Source organism: Martelella lutilitoris, from assembly GCF_016598595.1.
GTDB classification, from domain to species: domain Bacteria; phylum Pseudomonadota; class Alphaproteobacteria; order Rhizobiales; family Rhizobiaceae; genus Martelella; species Martelella lutilitoris_A.
The window spans coordinates 1-21288 of the sequence record NZ_CP066787.1; the positions used below are offsets into that span (position 1 = coordinate 1).

A 21288-nucleotide genomic window follows, 5' to 3' on the forward strand; every position below is an offset into this window, starting at 1 on the left:
TGCTCAGGCACGGCTGACCTTGGCGTCATAGACATCCTCGGGAGAGAGTGGCACCAGACGATCACCCATTTCGCGCTTCAACGCGGCAAGCTGTATCTCGTCTTCGGCTGTCCTGTCCTCCTTGCGAGCCAGCGTGATAAACTCGGGGCGGACATGGCCGGGACGGATCGTCACCTCAACGACGGTACCCCGATAGGTGAAGCGGAAGTAGTATTTGCCCTTGGGGCTTTCCTCGATGCCATCCCAACCGAGCGACCGGTCAACCGTGTAGCGGTCGTCCGTCAGGGCGCGCGTGACGAATTCGATGGCGTCGCGGCCGCCGGGGCCGGGAAACGCCGTATCGATGCGCACCTCGCGGCGCTCGATCGGGCGGCCCTCGTCGAGCAGCGGAAAGGCGCGTTGCATCACTTTCAGGCCATGCGCCACGCCGCCCGGAAAGGTGGTGCCGTGATAGTTCAGTAGTTCGGCAAAGCTGACGGTGAAGGTTTCGCCGTTTTCGAGATAGGTGATCGTATCCAAGATTGGCTCCTGTCTTGCGGTTATGATGGAAGGGCCGCCTCCCCGAAGATCGGGGAAACGACATCTGGCCGGCCGGGGCCGGGAGTATGGCGGGCAAACGGCACGCCGTAGAGACGGGCGAGTTCTCCGTCCGTCATCATCGCGGAGGCTTGGCCATAGCGGACCTCGTCTCCGGCATGCATCATCAGCGCCCGGTCCGCAAGGAACAGGCCGTGCTGCGGATGGTGGGTCGTAAAGATGATCGTATGGCCGCGCGCCTGCCGCAGGCGCATGAGGACTCCGAGCAGAAGGTCCTGATTGGCGAGGTCGAGCGAGGCGGCTGGCTCGTCGAGCACCAGTACTTTCGTTTCCGTCGCCAGCGCCCGGGCAAGCAGCACAACCTGCCGCTCGCCGCCGGAAAGCTGGCCGAAGGGCCGCCCGGCGAAACACTCGGCGCCCACGGCCGCGAGCGCGGAGAGCGCCGCCGCCTCGTCCTGCTTGCCCGGCAGGCCGAAAAGCCCGAGCCGCCCGGCCCGTCCCATCGTCACGATATCGAGGCAGCGATGCTGCTCGCCGCCACTTTGCAACTGCGGCACGTAGCCGACGAGCGCCGGCATGGTGCGCTCACCCTCGGTCAATGTCAGCGAACCGAGCAAGGTGCGCAGCAGCGTCGTCTTGCCCCGTCCGTTACGGCCGAGGATCGCCAGCACCTCACCCTCCGCCAGCTTGAAGCTGACATGGCGGAAGATCCAGCGCTCACCCCTTCGAAGGCCGGCATCCTTGAGTGTGATCATCGGGCAGGGCCTCCCTGCGTCTGGCGCGTGCACAGGAGATAGATGAAGACGGGTGCGCCTATGACCGCCGTCAGGATACCGAGCGGCAGTTCCGCGCTCGTCACGGTGCGGGCGAGCGTATCGACCGTCACCATGAAGCTGGCGCCGAGCAGCGCCGCCGTACCGTGGAAGCGGCGATGGCTTTCGCCGACGAGCAGGCGCGCGGCATGGGGAATGACGAGGCCGACCCAGCCGATGACGCCGGAAACCACAACGCAACCGCCGATGATCACCGAGATGACCGCAAAGACAAGCCAGCGCGAGAAGCCGACATTGACGCCGAAGGACCGCGCCTCCTCTTCCCCCATCGAGAGCACCGCGATGCGGAAACGCAGGCGATAGAGAAGCGCGATGGCGACGAGGATGACCGGACCATGCTCACCGACTTTTTGCCAGCTTGACGAGGAAAAGCTGCCCATCAGCCAGAAGACGATGGCGGGAAGCGAGGTCTCCGGATCGGCGACATATTGCGTGAGCGAGATCATGGCGGAAAACAATGCGTCTATGACGATGCCGGCCAGGACGATGGAAAGGATCGAACGCCCTGCCATATGCGAAATCACCGCCACCAGGACCAGCGCCGTAAGCGCCGAGGCGAAGGTGGCCGCAAACAGCATCGCGGCACTGCCTCCGACGAGCAGGGTCAGCGTGCCGCCCAGTGCCGCGCCGGAGGAAAGACCCAGGACACGGGGCGAGACGAGCGGATTGCGAAAGAGCGCCTGCAGGGCCGCACCGCAGAGCGCAAGTCCCGCTCCGACGATCGCTGCGAGCAGGATCCGCGGCAGGCGCACATTGATGAGTATGCGCTCTTCCATCGTTTCCGGTGCGGCCATGCTGGAAAGCCAGCGGCCGAGAATCTGCCATACGTCGGCAAGCGGTATGTGGAACCGCCCGGTGGCGGCGGAGACGAAAGCCGCCACCGCAAGGACAAGCACGAGCGACAGCCAGTGAAGGGCGCCGCCAGCCGCCTGCCCGTTCGAAAGCCGGGCCTCGGTCAGGGCGGACGTCATTTGCGGGCAAACTGCTCGTAGTTGGCGGCACCCTTGTTGAGTTCGAGCTTCAGCACGGCATCGATCTCTTCATCGGTGGGCGTATAGTTATAGAGCTGCTCGAAGCCGCTCTTCACCTCGGTGCGCAGGTCGAAATGGAAGAGGTCCGGATGGGCGAGATTGGCGAGCCACATCCAGGTGAAGGGGCTTTCATGGCTGGCGCTGTCCCAGACATAACCGCCGTTCGGCGTCTTGTAGACGCGACCAGCCTTTGCCGCGGCTGTCTGCGACAGGATTGCATCCTCCAGGATCGTTTCGCGGCCGGCGTCGGCTTCGTGCGCCGTCAGCATGATAAGGTCGGGGTTCCAGGCCGCGATCTGCTCTGCATTGACCTCGGCCCGGACGCCAAGACCTGCGGCGACATTTTCGCCGCCCACCAATGTGATGTAGAAGTTCTGGTAGCTCTTCTCACCGGTCGCCGTGAACTTGCTCTTGGAGGATCGCAGGTGCAGGATTCTCGGTCTGGTGGCGTCCTGATGCGCGGCAAGCGTCGCCTTGATCTCGTCGATCACCGCGTCACGCCATTTGAACAACGCCTCCGCCTTGTCTTGCTTGCCAAGGATATTGGCGACGAGGCGGATATTCTCCCGCGCCAGTTCCTCCGTGCCACCATTGCCGCCACCGACCATCAGCGCGACGGGAATACCGGCATTGCGCAGGGGGGCCACCAGTTCGTCGCCACGTCCGCCCCACTGGATGACGAGGTCCGGCTTCAGCGCAGCGATCGCCTCGACATTCGGCATCCACCCGTTGCCGCCCTCCGCGACAATGCCACTCTCGATGGACGCGGCATCCGGGAACATCTTTTTGAGAAGACCTGTTTCGAAGGCCTTGCGCGAAACAGGATTCATGCCGACCAGGTGCTCCGAGGAGCCGTCCACCGCAATGACAGTCGCGGCACCGGGCTGCGGCAGCGTTACGATCCGCTTCGCTGGGCCGGGCAGCGTAATCTCCGCGCCCGTAACATCCTTGAAGGTGACGGGATCAGCAAGGAGCGGCGCCGGCGAAAGGGCGAGAAGGAAAAAGGCGGCAGACAGGCGCAGTTTCAAAGTCATCGGTTGTCCCATTATTCATGATAATAATACTCATGTTTTTTTGTACAAAGGGGAAGGCGTCGTATCAAGTCGAACAAATCGGACAATGTGGAAAGGAATTTCGAACAGCGGCGCCATCGGGAAAGCTGCTGCCAGACAACTATCGATCGCATTAATGCCGACGACAGGTGACCGCCATTGACGGGAAATCGTGTCAAGCATTCGCACAGGCCCTCAGATTGGGTGCAAAGCGGTCGAGGAAGCGGGTCGTTGCAGGCATGAAGCGTGAACCGTGATGGAACATCGGGTCGAGCGAGGAGATGACCATCGTGCCGGCCGTCGAAATCGTGTCCATGTAGAGGATGGCGCGCCCCTCGCCGTCGCGAGCCAGAACCGGTGCGCCTTCCGGTGGCGTGAACCAGCCGTGCAGATGCCAGGTCACGTCCTGCTTGCCGATGTGGCGCATCAATGGGTGTGTCTTAGCCTGATCGGTCAGTTCGACCCCGAGATCAGCCCCAGGGGTGAGCCACCACCACCAATTTGTCGGCGTTCTGGTGAAATGGACCGCAGGAAGCCATAATTCCGACTGGCTTTCTCACAACGCGATCACCGTGCCGCCGGCATCAAGCTGGCGCGCGATGACAGCCCTCTGCTTGATCATGCGCTGGGCCGGGGTTCGGCATGGCACCCAGAGGATATCCTGGGGGCGCAGTACGTTAACGAGGTCCTCGGGTGCGCAGATGACATCGAAAATACCGGTATAGGCCGACCCTTCCAGACTATGGATATGATAGTAGGTTCCGGAACTCGACGCGACGATGCGTGGGCCCACCCTGCCTGTATCGCGCGCGCCGCCATAGCTCTCGGCCCTGGTCAGCGGCAAGTCTTCGAGCGGCAGTGTCAGCGCGAAGCAATTCGAGGAGAGGCAGGAACCGCCGTTTGCCCAGTTGATAATGCGCCGCGTCAGGTCCGGGGCGAGATTCCATTCAAGCCCGATCGTGCCGAGGTCATTGCCGGCATGGGAGAAGAACCGGCCACCCCGCGGCCTTGCCCACACCCAATCGACCGGGACTTGCGTGGGACCCAGCCCATTGACGGCCACCGCGCCCTCCGGTGGCGGATTGCAGCCGCGTCCGTAGAAACCCGCGACGCCCCTGTTGGTCTCGATCTTCTTCAGGTCGATACCGTCATAGAGCGAATGAGGATTGATCGACGACAGATCTAAATTTTGTCGTTTTGGTGCGACGATCGAACGATACTGACCGATGCCATCAACCAGCGGACGCGCCATATGGCCGTTGATGAACCAGCGCCCACCGTGATCGAGAAAAGACGCGAGCGCATCCTTGAGCGCCAGCATGGCATTCTGGTCGAGCTAATTACCGGTGATCAGCCCCTTGTGCGACATGAGAATCTCGGCCGTGAGATCGGCTTGCTCTGTGATGGCGACTTCTCCACGGAGCGCGGCAGCCCGAACCGTCTCGGATGGCTCTTCGAAAGTGGATTTCAAGAAAATCGTGGTCATGCTGCCCCCTACCGATCAGTTCTGTCTGCAAGGCAAAGTCATGAGCCAGCATGGTTCTGAATATCATGACTAGTACTATCATGTTTTTTCGGATAGGAGATGAGGTGGCGTTTGGACAAGTCGAATGAATAGAACAGATCGAACGATCATATCGAACAAGCTATCGGCGGTCTCGATACGGGATTTTCTCCTTGTTACGACCGTCTGGAAGCGCTCCAGCTTTAGGGTCGTTGCGCGGGAGTTAGGGATAAGCCCGTCGGGCCTCTCCCATCAGGTTCGCAAGGTCGAGGAAGCTCTTGGCACGACCTTATTCGAACGGTCCAGCCAGCAGGTGAAGGCGACCCTGGAAGGTGAGGTTCTCTTGTCTCACATTCAGGATGTCCTCGGGGTGGTTGGTAAACTTGACCTACTCGCCGTGAAGACGAGCCGGCCCTTCGGAGGGCACCTTAAACTTGGCGCGATCTCAACGATCGGTGCCTATGTTTTGCCTCACGTCGTAAATCTGTTCGAGGCAAACTTTCCTGATGTCAGAATTGATCTCCTGGAAGGCAAGACCGAAGGGGTCACCCAACGTCTGCGCGGAAGTGAAATTGACATGATGTTATCTTGCTGTTTCGCTGACAATGCGGATCTGGAAACAAAACCTCTGTTCACCGAGCGCTTTGATTTGATCGCCAACGTAGCTCATCCGCTTGCGGCAAAGACATCAATAAACGTTCAGGATCTTGATGCATCTGAGTTTATGACGATGGCAGACGGCGAGGGTTATAGCGAAGATACGCTACCTGCAGCGATACGCACGACACAGCACGACTACAATGCTTGTCGCACCGAAATCAGAGGGTTGAGTCTCGAAACAATCGGTGCGCTCGTTTCAATGAAAGGGGGGGCTAGTATGGTTCCTTCGTTAGCCTCTCCCCGGCTAAGTACCTTTCCTAATGTAAAAATTGTGAGCATCTCCGGCCGCGCGCCACAACGAACCATATACGCTTCTTGGCGCAGATCGTCGCCTCATCAGGAGGCATTTCATCAGTTGTGCCATATTTTGAGCGAGATGCAGGCGGTATGCGATCTTCCGATCGCAGGCGCGAGTTCCTTATAGTTGGTTAGAAAAGTTGCAAGGTCGTATTTGGTCTCCATTGTGGCCATAGGCGACGGGCACGGAATAGTCGTTCGTCTTGTAGCGAACGAGAGACTGGGCCGTCACCCTGGCGCTGGCTTGGTCGCAGGCGTCAAATGGCGACGCTGGCAAGGACTGCATGGCAGCCAGATCGCGCTGCAGTCGTTCACCGATCGTCTCGCTCTCACCGCGCAGCCTGTCACATTGGCGCTTCCGGCACTGTTCTTCCAGAAAGGCATTGAAAGCATCCCAGGTCGCAAACTGCGGGATGGGGACCATGAAGTTACGCCGGGCATAGCCGACAAGGCCCTCGACATTCCCCTTATCTGGCATGATCACGCTGACGCCTCGATATCTTTGCCGCACTTCGGTGGCAGGCGCACCACATCAGTAGCAATGCGTTCGTCTTCAACAATACGAGCGCGTTCGAGTTCGCTGAGAAGAAAATCGGCAAGGCCAGCATTCTGCTCGGCAAAGCGTTCGGCAAGAAGCAGAAGGCGCTTGTGGTCGGTTTTCGTCAGAACAATTGCAGGTTTGCGCAGTTTCTTTTGGTTTGAAGGCGCAGTCTGTCTCCTTGCTGAGATCATCAGCAAAATGAAGGCCGCGAGTGCGGGCGTTATCTCTGCTATCTAGGGATTTGTGTCGCTTGACAGGCGCTGTTTCGAGCGCCCGGTGGCAAAATGCCCGTGCCCCGCGACCGGGGCGCGACGCGACCAGGCCGGGGGCTATTTGCCTACGTTAAGGCGAACCCGTTGGGAGCGGAGATGGAAACTCGTATAGTTCATAGTGATAAGGTGTGTCCTCGCAATCGATCAAAGTCAAGTGGGCTGGCGTGGGAGCCGGTGCGGCGAAGTGTCTGATGTTAGCATTACAGTTGCGATTTTGATTTGATATGGGCTCGTCGCCAGAGCGACCATGAGATGATGTGTGCGGGTCGGATTTGCTGACGCGCGAGGCGGTTGGCGATGCGACGCACCGTTTTTGGGGGTGGCGCGGCGTTGGCATGATGGCGGATGGTGGCCATCATGGCGAAGGCGAGCATGACGAGCGAGACGTGGCGATGCCAGCCATGCCAGGAACGGGTTTCACAAGGTCGAACGTTGCATGGACTCGAAGCGGCTTTTCTTGCCCATCCGTAACCTTCGTAGATCATTCGCCCCTGCGTTCGCTCATCGGCGTCCCACTCGGTCTTGCTTCGGCGCTGGTGATTTTCTTGACCGTCTATTGGGGTCTTCATGCCGCCTTTTTCCGCGCGGACCGCTGGCTCTGGCGGATATGAACGGAGGCGATGGCGAGCTGGGGGCAGGCGCTCCGGAGCTGGCACTCTGACGGTGATCGAAGCCTACGAACAGTCGATGATGGGGATGCATGAAGAGATGATGGACGGCTTGCGCTATGACGATCCGGGCGTGGCTTTCGCGCCCGGCATGATACCGCATCACCAGGCGCGATCGACATGTGCATCTGGCGGCGTCAGCGCCGTATCGAAAGCGAGCCATTCCCGCCATACGCTGGCCATAGAGGAGGCGAGACGGATCTGTCTTGTCGTCTCGCCTTATGGCGGAGAGGATCGTGCCGGTGACCCCGGCCCGAAGACCTGGGGCGACAGCACGATGTCGGCGAGCGTGTAGTGATCAAAAACGGTGAGGAAGGATATAAGCGCTTCGTTCAGGATCGCCGGCAGCTTGCAGGTTTTCGTGACCACGCACTGGTTGCCGGTCGCAAAGCACTCGACAAGCGCGAAATCGGCTTCCGTTGCACGAATGACCGCACCGAGATTGATCCGCTCGGGCGGCAGCGCCAGCCGGAAACCGCCGGAGCGCCCGCGCACGCTGACCAGATATCCGTGTCTGGTCAGAACATTCACGACCTTCATCAGATGCGTCTTCGAGATCGCATAGGCGGTCGACGTCTCTTCGATGGTGATCAGCCGGTCGCCGGCGGATGCCGCGTACATCAATACGCGCAGCGCATAATCGGAAAAGGTTGTCAGACGCATGAACGCACTCCGTGGATGCTGTGGCGGCGGAACGCAGAGGACGTTCCGCATCCGGGCATTTCCTCTGTTGCCGGTATTATCATATACCGAAGATGAATCTTATATTTCGTCCGAAGGCGGGACCAAGACATGACGAATTTTCTGCTCGCGATTTTCGCTTTCCTGCTGGCCCATGTCATTCCGCCGGCGCCCCCCGTGCGGACAAGGCTGATCGCCCTGCTAGGGCGTCCTGTCTATCTCTTCGCCTATTCTTTTCTGTCGATCCTGCTTCTGGTCTGGATCATCGTCGCGGCCCGGCAGGCACCGTTGATTTATCTCTGGTATCCAGCGCCCTGGCAGGCTCTTGTGCCCGTAATCGCGATGCCGTTCGCCTTCTGGTTCATCACAGCCGGGCTTGCGGCGCAAAACCGGCTTTCGATCACCTTCCGGCGCAGTGGCGAGGCGGGCGCGCATGGCCCGATCACCGCCATAACCCGCCACCCCGTGCTGATCGGTTTTCTGATCTGGTCGCTCGCCCATATTCCGCCGAACGGGGATGTCGTGTCGCTGATCCTGTTTGGCGGCATGGGGTTGCTCGCGCTTGCCGGAATACCTGTGCTCGACCGTCGTGCGCGCCGCCGGTTGGGCGATGGCGAGTGGGCGACGGTGCGCGCGCAAACCTCCGTTGTGCCATTTCTGGCGCTCATTGAAGGGCGCACGCATCTGCGGATGGATCGAGACTTCTGGCTCTGGACCAGCCTTGGGCTGGCCTTCTATGTCTGGTTCCTGTTGCAGGGACACCGTCTGCTGATCGGCGTCGATCCGATGGCCTGGCTGTAACCGTTTCAGCCGCGAGGCCTGAGCAGCATTGGTCCGTAGACCACGCAGAAGCCGGCAAAGGCGAGAACCCACGCCAGACCGGCGAAGGGCATCAGCGTGAATGTCCAGTTGGGATTGAAAGCGGCCGCAAGACGCAGGACCAGTGCGATCATGATCGCCAGATAGATTGCCGCCGTTGCCGGCGGCGCCGTCAGCGGATGGCCGGTGTGGCCGCGGCTGGCGCGGGTCATGATTGCAAGCGTCATGCCGCCGATGGCGCCGACGGTCCAGCAGTGGATCGCCGCACTTTCAGCGCCCCCATCGCCCGTAAAGGCAGCATAGCCGGCGAAGACGAAGCCGAGACTGACCGGCAGGAACGCCAGATGCAGAATGAAGACCAGCGGCTCAGCCAGGGTTTTCAGTGGTCGCCAGCGCCATTGCCGGAACAGGTTGAAGGCACCGATGGCCATCAGCAGCAAACCCAGCACCGGCTCTTCTATGTCGAATGCAGGGAACACGACCCATGCGCAGAGACCGGCAGCGCTCATCACCATCACGAACCGGTCGAATTGGCCGAAAGCAGGCGGAAGAACCGGAGAACCCTGCTTCTTGAGCCAGTTTCGGGTGAAGCTTGGAACCACCCGGCCGCCGATGATCTGGATCAGCATGATGATGAGGGCGATCGCGGCGCGTTCGGCATAGACCGACGTGCCGTAGCGGCTGTTTTCGTAGTAAAACAGGATCTGCGTGGTGGTAAAAAGGGTGAGAACCAAGACCACCTTCAGGTTCCGCCAGTTACGCCCGGCCAGAATTTCCCGCGTCAGAAACCCGATCAGCGCCAGCGGGAAAGCGAGGGCAGCGAGATAGACAAGGGCGGGCGTCAGCGAAGCCGAAAAGGCGACGAGGACCCGCGCGCCAAGCCAGAGGCCAAACAGGCCCGCAAGCGGCCAGCCGACCACCGGCAGACGGCCCGTCCAGTTGGGAACGGCGGTCAGAAGAAAGCCGGCGATGATCGCTGGAACATAGCCGTAAAGCAGTTCGTGCACATGCCATGAGACGGGCGTGAACATGCTCGGCACTTGAATAAAGCCCAGATACCACGGCACCCAGAGTGCGATCAGCAGGGCGGCGTCAAGCGCGCCGAAAAGGAAGAAGGGCCGGAAACCATAGCTGAAAATCGCCGGTCCCTGCCATGCGCGCAGTCTTGCCATTGTCGTCATTGTTCTTCTCAGCAATCATGTTGGTTGAGTGTTGCAGGATCGGCGAACGCTGGCCAGTAGACCCTGAGCCAGAGCAGAAAGCCGCCGGCCCAGAAAATTGCCGCCACTGCGTGGTGGTGACCGACGAGCCCGGACGCGATCCCGAATTCTGGAAGAGTTCGGATTGCGATCGCGATGACGATCAGTGCGATTGTAATCTTCGTCGCCACGGAGAATGCGAGCGGCTGACCCGTGTGTCTTAATCCGGCAATGCAGAAGACCGCGATGACGCCGAGGCCAAGCCCTCCCATCAGGGCTATGTGCAGGCCGGTGGTTTCCATTACCGGCAGCCCTAGCCGGGCGCAGCCGATCGCGATGAGGCCGATGCCTGCCAGCGCGCTTGATCCGGCCAGCACTGCGATTTCAGCCCGGAAAAAAGCGCGTCCGACGAAAGCTTCGGCCACGCGGTCGAGAAAGGCCGCACCGGCGGCGATGAAGACAAATCCCGTGACCTCGGAGGACAATCCGGAAAGTTCCGCCGCGATCAGGATGGTCATCACACCGGGGGCGAGATTGAGACGCCCGGGATGCGGCCTGAACGGGGATGTCTCTCCCGAAGGATCCAGAATGTCGTTGGTAACGGGCACTGTGATGCGTGCCAGAGCAAGACCGAGCAGCCCGAGGAAGATGAAACCCGAAAGGTGGGTGAAAAGCTGCGCATGTTCCACGTTTCCGGTGGCGAAGGCATAACGCGTTGCCGTTTCGCAAAGCCACAGGCCTGCAAGCCAAAGGATAAAACCGGTCAGTCTGCTGTTCTTCTTGTCCAGGCTGACGCGAAGCACATAGGCCGCAAGAAAGCCGGTCCAGACAATATCCGTGATGGCGCCTATCCAAAAAACACCCTCAGCGCCGACCAGCCCGCAAATGCGTGCAACACCCCAGATTGCCGCGAGTGCATAGAGCGCCTTGCCGCGAAGGCGCGGCGTGTCCGTCCATTCCGGGATGGCCGTTGTTAAGAAGCCCAGAAGTGCAGCGCCGAACGCTCCGATGATCATCTCGTGCACATGCCAGATGCTCGGTGGTATTGCCCCAACCGCGGGAAGTTCGTAGCCATGGACCACCACCCACAGGAACGGCCAGACGGCCGCGTAGAGGGCGCTCAAGGGGAAGAACAGCCGGAAACCTTCATCGCCGAGAACGTGCAGGAAGCTGCGCCGGCCGCGCAGAACGGATGTATCGACAAGGCTCATCCGCTCATCCTTTCGTCGACGTCGTGAATATGACGAAAGGCGGTGTCTTCGCGTATCCAGCGCTGCGAAAGCGCGAAAAGCTCGGCATCGTCGCGCATGCCAGGCGTTCCGGGAACCAGACGTTCGCCGACAATCCCGCCGCCGCCGACATCCAGCACGGCCACTCGGTGGGCTATCCGTGCGGCTTCCATCAGATCGTGGGTCACGAAGATACCGCCGAAGCTGGACGATTGCGTCGCGGCGATCACGAGATCCTGCATCCGCCGTTTCAGTGCAACATCCAAAGCGGTGAAAGGCTCATCGAAATAGATAAAGTCCGGCGCGACAATCAACGCGCGCGCGATTGCGCAGCGCTGGCGCATTCCGCCGGAAAGCTCGCCCGGATATTTTTCAAGGTCGTCCGGTAGGAGTGCGACCTTGGCTGCAACAGACTTCAACCTCGCCCTGGCCTCCCGGCGCGAGGTGCCGGAGATCCTCAAGGGATAGACGATATTTTCGGCCGCCGTGGCCCAGGGCAGCAATCTCGGTTCCTGAAAAATCATCGCATGGCGTTTGTAATTGCGCTCAACCCGACCGCCGATTGGCGTCAGCAAGTCAGCAGCAAGGTGAACCAGCGTGCTTTTTCCGCTGCCGGAGGGTCCAACCAGGGCGACGATCTCGGACGCTGGTACCTCAAGGTCGATATGGTCCAACACCGTGCGGCCGAGATAGGCATGACGGAGCCCTTTCAGGGTGAGGCCGGTCTTCATCGTTTGACCCCCCACGGAATTTCGGCTCGTCGCCAGCGCTCGAACTCGGACCGGATTGGATGGATGACGCCATATTCGAAGATCAGCAGCGCGATCACCGCGATCATGACCCAGGCGAGCGCCTGCGTGATATCGAGATAACTGCGGGCTGCCGACAGTTCGCCGCCGATTCCGCCGACATTGGCCAGCAGTTCGGCCATGACCGCGACCTTGAAAGACATGCCGAGGGCCAGCGTCAGGGCGGGAAACAGATGGGCAGTGAGTTGTCGCAGACGCAGGCTTGTCATCCTGCGCCAGGCATTTGCGCCGAAGACGCGCGCCATGTCATCGAGCTTCCGGTCGCGGCTCAGAATACCCTCGGCCGTTCCCGCAAAGATGATGGGGACGGCCGTCACCACCACAGTTGCGATGACGGTTCCGTCGCCCGCGCCGAACCAGATCAGGGCCAGAACAATCCAGGCGATCGGCGGCACGCCGATCAGGATCGTGATCAGCGGCCGCGCTAGTCGGATCGTTGCCGGGGAATGGCCGGCGACCACGCCGAGCAACGCACCGGAAAACGCGGAGAGGAGGAAGCCCTGGAGCGCACGTCCGACAGTCTGCGCGATCAGCGACCATGCGGCTGGATCGGACAGGATCGACCATGTGGCGGTAAGTGTTGCAATCGGGGAGGGCAGAATGAACGCCCCCCATTGCTCGTGCCCGTATTGCCAGACGGCGGCAAGCAGCGAAAATGCTGCCAGCCCCGCAAAGCCGGACCAGAGAAACTGCCCGGTCCGGCCGAGGCGATCCAGCACGGGGCGCAAGACGCTTGCGCTAAAGTAGGTAAAATCCGTCATCAGGAAGCTTTCCGCCGATAATGCCGGGATCGCTGTCGGCAAGGATCGACAACAGGGATTCGATTGCCGGTCGCGCCGTGGTTGCCTGTGTTGCCGTCAGGTTGGAATAGCCGATCGCTTCTTTCAGAACAGGCCAGGGCATGCCAAGCGCAGAGGCCGCGTTGTTGGCGGCTTCTGCCGGCTCTGCGTTGACGGCGGCCGTTGCCGCAACCAGTGCCTGATGAAGTTCGGGGATGAGGGTTCCATTGTCTTCGAGGAATGGCTCTGTCACCGCAAGGCCTGCCTGCGGCAGAACCGGCGGCACATTCATCGTCTCGCCCCAGGCTTTCTGCACGTCGATTGCGCGGGTGACTGTCACACCCGCGGCCTTGCCTTTGATGATGGCGGCTGAAGCGGCCGGCTCCGGCACAAGCGCGGCGTCGATCCTGCCGCTCAGCAGGAGTTGCATGGCTTCGATTGGCGTGCCGGTGGTGTCGAGCGAAAGGTCTTGTTGGGGATTGATATCGTGGGCCTTGAAAAGTCGCTTGAGGATTAGATCGGGCGTGTCGTTGCGGAACGGGACCGCAAGCTTTCTGCCGCGCAAGGCTGCGACCGTTTGCAGAGACGGGTCGGTGACGATGATATAGAGCAGTCCGTTGGTCAGCGTGTTGACAAGCCGAACGCCGAAGCCGCGATTATACATGTTGGCGGCTGCCTGGACCGGCATCACCACTAGCGACATCTGGCCGGAGGTGATCCCGGCACGGACTTCGTCGGGATTGCGCCAGACGTTGAATGCGGCCTTATCGGCGATCTTCGAGAACGCGCCCGTGGCCGCGGCCTGAGCGAGCGTGATCGACGGTCCGGCAGGCGGCCCGGATAGCGATATTTGCGCAAGCGGCGCCGCGGCTGCGGCATGGCCCGCGCCAAAGCCGATTGCGGGCAGGCTTGCCATGCCGGCCATTCCGGTAAGGAACGTGCGGCGGCGAAGTGGGAAGGTTTTCAGGCCGTTCATGAGGGATTCCTTTCGACTGCTTCAGGACAGTCGATCTGCTTGTCGGGATGGGCCATCGAAGATTTCCTTTTGCATGTCGTAGCGTTCAAAGCGCGTCGAGATAAGCCTCGAACCGCTTGCGCGCGCGTGGCGGGACACGACGGCTGACGAGGCCGTCAGGCGCCTGTACGTCACCGACCGCGATGATCATGACCATGCCCATGGCGTAATGCGGTTTGCACTTGATGGCGTAAACGCCCTCGGTATCGGGCGAAAACAAGACTTCCTCGTTCAGCCGACCCTCGAAGCCGGCTGCACCTTCGGGAACCATGCCGTCAATGGTTTCGGCATTGTGTCCCCGGTCGGCGGCAACAAAGCGCACAGTATCGCCGGGCTCAATGACGAGCAGACCGGGCTCGAACACCATGATGCCATCGTCACCCCGGTTGAGCATGTTCACGACATGATCTGCGGCCCGCACCGGGGCCATCGTGGTGGTCAGGACGAGAAACGAGAGGGCGAAGATGCGGAACATGGGGGCACCGGTCAGTGTATCGGCCAGTCCTTAGCGACCGAGTCAGAATAAAACATGTATTTTATACTCATCTTTTATGGTGACGGTCAACGATTGCTGCTAGGGCGGGTCAAGTTGACGCAGTGCGACCGGCTATTAGCGCATCCTGCGATGCCGACGAGCCTTGAACGGTATGAAACCAATAGCCGGCTGCTCGACAGTGATCGGACGAACTGGCTTCAGAAACATTCAGCGCAAATGCTGGGAATCATATGCCGGCAATGGTCTTGATGACCGGCGGGCAGGGTGTGCGTCTGACGACGCGTTTCGACCACGAACAACGTATGAGGACAAGCTTCGTGTCATGGCGAGCTCCGCGTGTCGTTCTGTTGGTCAAACGGCGCCATAGCGGCTGGGCAGAACGCCTTTTTCGGCGCGGAAGGCCTTGCTGAAGTGGCTCAGATTTTCGAAGCCGACGGCGAGGGCGGCTTCGGTCACGCTTGCGCCGGCCGAAATCAGGTCGGCGGCGGCTTCGATCCGGGTTGTCCGCAGGTAGGCGTGGATCGATTTTCCGATTGTCAGGCGGAAACCCTCTTTCAACGGCTCTGTTGCAAAAAAATCCAGCTGGCAAGGCAAGGCCCTCATTTTCTGCTGTCAAGCGGTCTGACCTTGTAGATTCTGGGCGAGCAGTTCCACGGCTTCTGTCAACGCGCTCGGCCCGATACCAAAAGCACGTTCAACGATGCGCGCTTCCCCACGGATGTCTCGTGTCAGGTTGAAAATATTAGCCTGGCCCTTGCGCAACGCCCGCATGACCTCGAAGCCCTTGATCGTCGCATATGCCGTCTTCAACGTCTTGAACCCTCTGACGGGTTTGATCAGCTGCTTTAGCTTACCGTGGTCAGCTTCGACGACATTGTTCAGATATTTGACCTGCCGATGCACAAGGTCATTGGGGCATCTGCCTTCGGCCTTCAACTGCGCGATGGCAATCCCATAGGTCGGCGCTTTGTCAGTGTTGATGAAAGTCGGCTTTTCCCAGTCTTTCAGGCCGTTCAAAGCTTTGCCGAGGAAGCGCTTGGCCGCTTTGGCATTGCGTGTCGGAGACAGGTAGAAATCGATCGTGTTGCCGAATTTGTCGACGGCCCGATACAGATAGGTCCATTTGCCGCGAACCTTCACATAGGTTTCGTCAACGCGCCAGCTCGTTGACTGTGGTCGGTGCCAATGCCAGCGCAGCCGTTTTTCGATCTCCTGCGCGTATTTCTGGACCCAGCGATAAATCGTGGAATGATCGACGGGCACACCGCGCTCACCCATCATCTGTTCAAGATCGCGGTAGCTGATCCCATAGCGGCAATACCACCGCACCGCCCATAAAATCACGTCACCCTGAAAATGACGCCACTTGAAATCGCTCATCAAAAGTCCCGCTGAAAATTGTCCGCACTCTTTCGGGCATCGGCAAAATTTTTGCAACAGAGCCCCCTGCTTTGGGGCAACGGGAAATCGGCCTCTTTAGATGGCAAATTCTTCCGCGCCAGCGACCGGGCCGCCAAGCACGGCGACATCAATTTGCACTACGGCGATGAGCCAGGGACAAAATTCTACAGTCATCTATCCGACCAGTACGGGTATTTCGGAATATTACCTATCAGCCCGACGGAAAGCGAAGCGGCTTATGTTCTCGACGGACTCTTTGACCACGAAACGATTTTGGAAATCGATGAGCATTTTACCGATACCGGTGGCGCCAGCGATCATATCTTCGCGCTATTCGCCCTGATTGGCAAACGCTTTGCACCACGGCTCCGCAACATAAAAGACCGGAAATTCCACGCCTTCGAAAAAGGCGATGTATATCCCGGGATAGAAAACCACATCGGAGCGCCCATCAATACGGCGCTTATTCTCGACCATTGGGATGATTTGCTGCGCCTGGCCGCCTCGGTCACTGCACGCCTTGTCGCACCCTCGATGATCCTCATGAGGTTTTCGGCTTCCTCGGAATCAAACAACCTAGCCAGAGCATTACGAGAAATCGGCCGCATTGAGCGAACGCTGTTCAAGATTGAGTGGTATTCCAGCCCTTCGTTGCGTAGACGCTGCCAAGCTGGCCTGAATAAAGGGGAGGCTGCCCGCAAACTGAAGCGCGCAGTCTTTTTCCATGAACGCGGTGAAATCCGCGATCGTTCCTACGACAGCCAAGCTTTCCGAGCATCCGGTCTCAATCTTGTTGTCAGCGCCATTGTTCACTGGAACACAGTTTATCTCAGTCGCGCGGTTGCTCATCTGCGTCAAAGGGGGCGCTACATTCCCGATGAACTGTTGAGGCACGTCTCGCCACTCAGTTGGGGGCACATAAATCTCACCGGTATATACTCCTGGGACTCTGAACAGCACATGCCAGGAGAGTTCAGCCCCTTGCGACTTCCGAACGGTCGCGCGGTTGCTGCATAAAGTTCACATTTCGTTCGCTCTTAGCGGATGACGCGATCGGCGACCACTACGATCTGGCGATGGGCCGCTGCGGACGCGATACGCCTGAGGAGATGACCGTCTTCAAGAATGGCGGCGGCGCCCATCTCGATACCATGATCGCCGCCTATATCGCCCGCGCCTGCGCCGAGGCGTCTCAGAACCCGTGATATTGCCGCTTCCCCAGGGTTAAAGTGGAAGCGGCTCCTTCATCAGGCTAGACAGGTTTTGCCGCCGCGCGCTGACGGGCGAGAATGCCGAGCGCGGAAGTGATGACGCGGGCAAACGACAGCGCGCCCAGCCCATCGATATCGCGCTCCGGCATGAATTCGACAAAATCCATCGCGGCGATGCGGCCGCGTTTGGCAATCCCGAACAGAAGGTCGAGGGTCTGGAAATAGGAGAGCCCGCCCGGACCGCGCGCGATCACGCCCGGCACAAGCGTGGAATCGAACGCGTCGGCATCGAAACAAACGATGACATCGGTGCCATCCGGGATCATGTCGAGCACCGGCTCGAGGCCGTCGCGACCGAGCTGATGGGCGGTAAAGAGGCTGGCGCCCCAACGCCTGGCATCCTCGACGTCCGACGCCCTTGCCGAGCCGATGCCGCGCGCGCCGACCTGAATGATCCGCTCGATATGGCCCATTTCGGATGCCCGGCGCATTGTCGACGACAGCCCCATGTTCTCGCCCATGTGGGAATCGCGCCAGTCGATATGCGCGTCGATCTGAACGATGGTATATTTACGACCGGTCTCGGACAGCGCGTCGATCATCGGGATCGGAATGGAATCGTCGCCACCGAGCAGGACGGGAACGGCCCCGCGCGAGATGACCGTGCTGACGGCCTTGCGGATCGTGCCCCGGTTGCCCGCCGCATCGTTTTCGTCGAAGGGCAGGTTGCCGCAATCGACGGCGCGCAGACCGGACTCGGGAAACACCGGACCGCCGAGATCGAAATCGAAATGGTCGACATTGGCTGTCAGGGGCGCGGTTGCCCGCCTGAGCGCATCGGGAGCATTGCGGCAATAGGCGCCGGCGCTGGCATAGGGCGTGGCGCAGGGCGCGCCGATGATGGCAATCGGGGCGTCGAGCGTCGTCAGCTCACCGCAGGCGTCCAGCCCGAGGAAGGTTTTGGTGTCGGCGGCTGCGCCGAAAAGAACGCCGAGATCGACGGATTCAGTCATGTCTTCTCCTTGTCTGCCAGGTCTGGGACGCGGGCAGATCGTTTGTCATTGTTTGAATGCGGATCGTCCGCGCGGTCAGTGAAGTCTTGGCTGCAGGTATCCGGCATAGCGGCGCTGAACGAGCTGGAAGGCGGAGACCAGCACGAATGTCATTACCAGATAGATACCGGCCGCTGTCACGTAGGGTTCGAACTGGATATAGTCGTTGAGCGAGATCTGCCGAGCGACGCCGGTCGTCTCCAGAAGCGTCACCGTGCTCGCAAGCGAGGTCGCATGCAGCATCATGATCATCTCGTTGCCGTAAAGCGGCAGCGCACGAGTCAGCATGGCCGGCAGCAGGATGCGTCGGGCCGCGGCAAGCGGGGGAATTCCGAAGGCGCGCGACGCCTCGATCTCGCCGTGCGGAATGTGCCGAAGCGCACCGGCAAATATCTCGGTGGTGTAAGCCCCGGAATTCAGCGCAAGCGCCATCAGCACACAGACCATCGGGCTTGAAAGCCAGGGCCACAGAAAACTCGTCTGGATCAGTTCGAACTGCGCCAGGCCGAAATAGATCAGGAAGAGCTGCACCAGAAGCGGGGTTCCGCGAAAGACCAGCGTATAGGCGTGAACCGCGCCGCGGATCGCACGGTTATTGCTGTTGCGCAGGAAAGACAGCGGCACGGCGATAGCAAAGGCCAGTAGAAGGGCGAAAAAGGTCAGCACCAGTGTCAGCTTCGCGCCTTCGAGAAACAGGAGGCGGTTTTCGGCGATGATATCCCAGTTCATGCTCCGGCCTTTCTCATGCCCGCATTGAAATGCGCCGCGACGCGCGCGAGGCAGAATGTGGAAAGCAGCGTGAGGGCCAGATAGAATGCGCCCGCAACGAGATAGAAGGTAAAGGGCTGTCCCGTCGCTTCAGCTGCGCCCTTGGCCCGGAACATGACGTCCTGAAGTCCGATCAGCGAAACCAGCGCCGTTGCCTTGGCCAGCACCAGCCAGTTGTTGGTAAACCCTGGCAGCGCCAGCCGGATGAGCTGCGGCAGCACGATCCGAAAGAAGATCCGCGCCCGTGCGAGGCCGAAGGCCTGTGCCGCCTCGATCTGGCCATGCGGAATGTTTTCCAGTGCAAAGCGGAAGGTTTCGGTCATATAGGCGCCGAAAATCAGCCCCAGCGTCGCAATCCCGGTCGCAAGCGGCGGAAACTCGACCCACCAGTCCAGACCCCAGAGCTGGAACAGCTGGTTGAGCAGCGCCGGCAGGCTGTAGAACACCAGCAGGATCATGACGAGGTCCGGAATACCGCGAACGATGAAGGTGTAGGCCTCGGCCGCGCCCCGCAACGGCCGGCTGTGCGAGCGCTTGGCGAGCGCTGCCGCCATGCCGATCAGCGTCGACAGCAACAGCGCCGCAAAGGCCAGGAGAAGGGTCATCCCTCCTCCTGCCAGGATCGTCCAGGTGTAATCGACGAGCATATCCGTCAGTCACCGAAATACTGGGCGTTGAGCGCATCCAGCGTGCCGTTTTCACGGACGATCTCGAGGCCCTTGTTGATCTCTTCCAAAAGCGCGGTGTTTTTCTTGCTGATCGCGATCGCCACGCCCTCGCCGAATTCCGGCGCGTCTTCTCCGGTCAACTGCGGGCCGACAAGCTCATAACTTTCAGCCTTGTCGCCGCCCAGGAAACCCGCCGTGATCTGTGCCTGGTAGCTGAGCACGACATCGGCGCGCTTGCTTTCCAGATCGAGATAAGGCGCGCTGCCGGTGTCGTAGCGCTTGATATCGGAGTCGGCGTAGACGCGGGTGACATAGGCATCCATCGGCGTGCCGCGCTGAACGGCGATGGTCTTGTCGGCAAGACCTTCCGGCGTGATCGTAAGGTCCGAGTCCCTAGCCGCGACGAAACGGAAGATCGGATGGCTGTAGATGTCGCTGAAAGCGATGACCTTGCGGCGCTTGTCGGTCACCGTCAGCTGCGAAATCAGCGCATCGTATTTGCCGCTGATAAGGCCGGGGATCATCCCCTCCCAGGCGGCATTGGAGATGACGCAGTTAAGTTCGGCGGCCTCGCACACGGCCGTCATCAGGTCGATGTCGTATCCGACGAGCTTGCCGTCCTTGTCGATCGATTCGAACGGCGGGAAGGTCGCGTCCGTTGCGACGATGACCTTTTCGCCGGTCTGGGCGTAAGCCGTGCCGGTCGCAAGGGCAAGCGCGATGGCGGCGGCGGAAAGCAGTCTTTTCATAGGTCTGTCCTCTGTGGTTTTCGGGGGTGGAGCGGCAGTTGCGGAACGATCCGGTCTGCCATTTCTTATCGGCGTTCGGCGGGACGATGCGCCCGGTCAATGCCGCAATTGTCCGGCCAGGAATTGCTGCATGCGTTCGCTCTCGGTTTGGTCGAACACGCGCGACGGCGCGCCTTCTTCCTCGACGCGGCCCTGATGCAGGAACATGACCTTGGTCGAGACGTGGCGGGCAAAGCCCATCTCATGGGTGACGACCACCATGGTGCGGCCCTCTTCGGCGAGCGCCTGCATGACCTTGAGCACCTCGCTCACCAGTTCCGGGTCCAGCGCCGAGGTCGGCTCGTCGAACAGCAGGACCTCGGGATTGACGGCAAGCGCGCGGGCGATCGCCACACGCTGCTGCTGGCCGCCGGAAAGATGGGTGGGGTATTTGTCGAGAACGTCCAGACCGAGGCCGACCTTGGTGAGGTTCGCCTTCGCCAGTTCGGTCGCCTCACGGCGCGACAGGCCCAGCACGCTGATCGGCGCTTCGATGATGTTGGACAGCACGTTCATATGGGACCAGAGGCAGAAATTCTGGAAAACCATGGCAAGGCGGGTGCGCATCAGCCGCAGCTCGCTGCGGTTCAGCACCCTCAGCATGCCGTCGCGGTCCCGCACCGTTTCCAGCCTCTTGCCATCCACGGCAATCTCGCCCTCATGCGGACGTTCCAGGAAGTTGATGCAGCGCAGGAACGTGCTTTTGCCCGAACCGCTGGAACCGAGAATGCTGACGACATCGCCGGCGGCCGCACGCAGCGAAACGCCTTTCAGCACTTCGTGCTGGCCGTATGATTTGTGAATGTCGCTGACGGCGAGTTTGTCCATTTCATACTCCGGAGCATGTCTCGGGCGGAAGGTCTCCCGCGGAGCGGGCCGGGCATCGGCAAACGCCGATGTCTAATTTTCAGGCACAATAGATGCGTGTCGGATTTTTGCGCAAATGATCATTCCTCAAGCGAATCATGATCTGTTTTC

25 protein-coding genes and 3 pseudogenes are annotated in these 21288 nt (G+C 60.3%); 4 read left to right on the forward strand and 24 right to left on the reverse strand.

Going from position 1 to position 21288, the window contains the following annotated elements:
• Nucleotides 1-3 precede the first annotated feature (3 nt).
• From JET14_RS20655 to JET14_RS20680, 7 genes are all read right to left on the reverse strand, one after another.
• Complete coding sequence (locus JET14_RS20655; protein WP_106313149.1) at nt 4-519, reverse strand: hypothetical protein; 516 nt, start codon at nt 517-519, stop codon at nt 4-6.
• Between the two features lie 20 nt (nt 520-539).
• A complete protein-coding gene (locus JET14_RS20660) occupies nt 540-1292 on the reverse strand; it encodes an ABC transporter ATP-binding protein (RefSeq protein WP_106313152.1) in 753 nt (250 codons plus the stop codon).
• On the reverse strand, nt 1289-2341 hold the full coding sequence (locus tag JET14_RS20665) for a FecCD family ABC transporter permease (protein ID WP_180902370.1): 1053 nt from the start codon (nt 2339-2341) through the stop codon (nt 1289-1291). The genes JET14_RS20660 and JET14_RS20665 overlap by 4 nt, the downstream gene beginning before the upstream one ends.
• The gene (locus tag JET14_RS20670; protein WP_200338238.1) at nt 2338-3435 is read right to left on the reverse strand and encodes an ABC transporter substrate-binding protein; all 1098 of its coding nucleotides are present in this window, start codon (nt 3433-3435) and stop codon (nt 2338-2340) included. Before JET14_RS20670 ends, JET14_RS20665 begins: the two co-directional genes overlap by 4 nt.
• Before the next feature lie 193 nt (nt 3436-3628).
• Nucleotides 3629-3883: a hypothetical protein gene (locus tag JET14_RS22820; RefSeq protein WP_246750657.1), complete on the reverse strand. Its 255-nt coding sequence runs from the start codon at nt 3881-3883 to the stop codon at nt 3629-3631.
• Between the two features lie 126 nt (nt 3884-4009).
• The gene (locus tag JET14_RS22825; protein ID WP_246750658.1) at nt 4010-4774 is read right to left on the reverse strand and encodes a hypothetical protein; all 765 of its coding nucleotides are present in this window, start codon (nt 4772-4774) and stop codon (nt 4010-4012) included.
• Nucleotides 4775-4789: 15 nt separating this feature from the next.
• Entirely contained in the window at nt 4790-4939 is a 150-nt protein-coding gene (locus JET14_RS20680; RefSeq protein ID WP_200338239.1) for a hypothetical protein, read from the reverse strand.
• A gap of 124 nt (nt 4940-5063) precedes the next feature.
• On the opposite strand from JET14_RS20680, the gene JET14_RS20685 reads away from it, so the two are divergent.
• Nucleotides 5064-6041: a LysR family transcriptional regulator gene (locus JET14_RS20685; RefSeq protein ID WP_200338240.1), complete on the forward strand. Its 978-nt coding sequence runs from the start codon at nt 5064-5066 to the stop codon at nt 6039-6041.
• 21 nt (nt 6042-6062) lie between these two features.
• Here JET14_RS20685 and JET14_RS20690 read toward each other — a convergent pair.
• The 4 genes and pseudogenes from JET14_RS20690 to JET14_RS20705 all read right to left on the reverse strand — a co-directional run.
• Nucleotides 6063-6386: pseudogene (locus tag JET14_RS20690) on the reverse strand (Mu transposase domain-containing protein); the annotation flags it as partial.
• 8 nt (nt 6387-6394) lie between these two features.
• A complete protein-coding gene (locus JET14_RS20695; protein ID WP_200338298.1) occupies nt 6395-6646 on the reverse strand; it encodes a hypothetical protein in 252 nt (83 codons plus the stop codon).
• 281 nt (nt 6647-6927) lie between these two features.
• A pseudogene (locus JET14_RS22830) lies at nt 6928-7146 on the reverse strand (hypothetical protein); the annotation flags it as partial.
• A 468-nt stretch (nt 7147-7614) separates the two neighbouring features.
• Entirely contained in the window at nt 7615-8058 is a 444-nt protein-coding gene (locus JET14_RS20705; RefSeq protein WP_200338241.1) for an RrF2 family transcriptional regulator, read from the reverse strand.
• A gap of 129 nt (nt 8059-8187) precedes the next feature.
• Between JET14_RS20705 and JET14_RS20710 the strand changes: the two genes are divergently transcribed.
• A complete protein-coding gene (locus tag JET14_RS20710) occupies nt 8188-8877 on the forward strand; it encodes an NnrU family protein (RefSeq protein ID WP_200338242.1) in 690 nt (229 codons plus the stop codon).
• Between the two features lie 5 nt (nt 8878-8882).
• Here JET14_RS20710 and JET14_RS20715 read toward each other — a convergent pair whose 3' ends face one another.
• From JET14_RS20715 to JET14_RS20750, 8 genes are all read right to left on the reverse strand, one after another.
• On the reverse strand, nt 8883-10067 hold the full coding sequence (locus tag JET14_RS20715; protein ID WP_246750660.1) for an NnrS family protein: 1185 nt from the start codon (nt 10065-10067) through the stop codon (nt 8883-8885).
• 17 nt (nt 10068-10084) lie between these two features.
• Nucleotides 10085-11305 (reverse strand): NnrS family protein, encoded by a 1221-nt coding sequence (locus JET14_RS20720; RefSeq protein ID WP_200338244.1) that lies wholly within the window; start codon nt 11303-11305, stop codon nt 10085-10087.
• Nucleotides 11302-12054, reverse strand: a complete 753-nt coding sequence (locus JET14_RS20725; RefSeq protein WP_200338245.1) for an ABC transporter ATP-binding protein — start codon at nt 12052-12054, stop codon at nt 11302-11304. The genes JET14_RS20720 and JET14_RS20725 overlap by 4 nt, the downstream gene beginning before the upstream one ends.
• Entirely contained in the window at nt 12051-12893 is an 843-nt protein-coding gene (locus JET14_RS20730) for an ABC transporter permease (RefSeq protein ID WP_200338246.1), read from the reverse strand. The genes JET14_RS20725 and JET14_RS20730 overlap by 4 nt, the downstream gene beginning before the upstream one ends.
• Nucleotides 12871-13887, reverse strand: coding sequence for an ABC transporter substrate-binding protein (locus JET14_RS20735; RefSeq protein WP_200338247.1), 1017 nt, complete (start codon nt 13885-13887; stop codon nt 12871-12873). The genes JET14_RS20730 and JET14_RS20735 overlap by 23 nt, the downstream gene beginning before the upstream one ends.
• 85 nt (nt 13888-13972) lie before the next feature.
• Nucleotides 13973-14401, reverse strand: coding sequence for a pseudoazurin (locus JET14_RS20740; protein WP_200338248.1), 429 nt, complete (start codon nt 14399-14401; stop codon nt 13973-13975).
• 372 nt (nt 14402-14773) lie between these two features.
• Nucleotides 14774-14980, reverse strand: a complete 207-nt coding sequence (locus tag JET14_RS20745) for a helix-turn-helix domain-containing protein (RefSeq protein WP_246750661.1) — start codon at nt 14978-14980, stop codon at nt 14774-14776.
• 54 nt (nt 14981-15034) lie between these two features.
• Entirely contained in the window at nt 15035-15802 is a 768-nt protein-coding gene (locus JET14_RS20750; RefSeq protein WP_200338250.1) for an IS6 family transposase, read from the reverse strand.
• Nucleotides 15803-15871: 69 nt separating this feature from the next.
• Between JET14_RS20750 and JET14_RS20755 the strand changes: the two are divergent.
• Nucleotides 15872-16840: pseudogene (locus JET14_RS20755) on the forward strand (Tn3 family transposase); the annotation flags it as partial.
• A gap of 59 nt (nt 16841-16899) precedes the next feature.
• Nucleotides 16900-17028, forward strand: coding sequence for a hypothetical protein (locus JET14_RS22935; protein ID WP_281435299.1), 129 nt, complete (start codon nt 16900-16902; stop codon nt 17026-17028).
• Nucleotides 17029-17075: 47 nt separating this feature from the next.
• On the opposite strand, the gene JET14_RS20760 is transcribed toward JET14_RS22935, so the two are convergent.
• The 5 genes from JET14_RS20760 to JET14_RS20780 all read right to left on the reverse strand — a co-directional run bounded on the left by JET14_RS20760 (nt 17076) and on the right by JET14_RS20780 (nt 21138).
• Nucleotides 17076-18047, reverse strand: coding sequence for an arginase family protein (locus tag JET14_RS20760; RefSeq protein ID WP_200338251.1), 972 nt, complete (start codon nt 18045-18047; stop codon nt 17076-17078).
• 75 nt (nt 18048-18122) lie between these two features.
• Nucleotides 18123-18815, reverse strand: coding sequence for an ABC transporter permease (locus JET14_RS20765; RefSeq protein ID WP_200338252.1), 693 nt, complete (start codon nt 18813-18815; stop codon nt 18123-18125).
• Nucleotides 18812-19501, reverse strand: a complete 690-nt coding sequence (locus JET14_RS20770; protein WP_200338253.1) for an ABC transporter permease — start codon at nt 19499-19501, stop codon at nt 18812-18814. Before JET14_RS20770 ends, JET14_RS20765 begins: the two co-directional genes overlap by 4 nt.
• Before the next feature lie 5 nt (nt 19502-19506).
• On the reverse strand, nt 19507-20271 hold the full coding sequence (locus JET14_RS20775) for a transporter substrate-binding domain-containing protein (RefSeq protein ID WP_200338254.1): 765 nt from the start codon (nt 20269-20271) through the stop codon (nt 19507-19509).
• Between the two features lie 96 nt (nt 20272-20367).
• On the reverse strand, nt 20368-21138 hold the full coding sequence (locus tag JET14_RS20780) for an ABC transporter ATP-binding protein (RefSeq protein WP_200338255.1): 771 nt from the start codon (nt 21136-21138) through the stop codon (nt 20368-20370).
• Nucleotides 21139-21288: the final 150 nt, after the last annotated feature.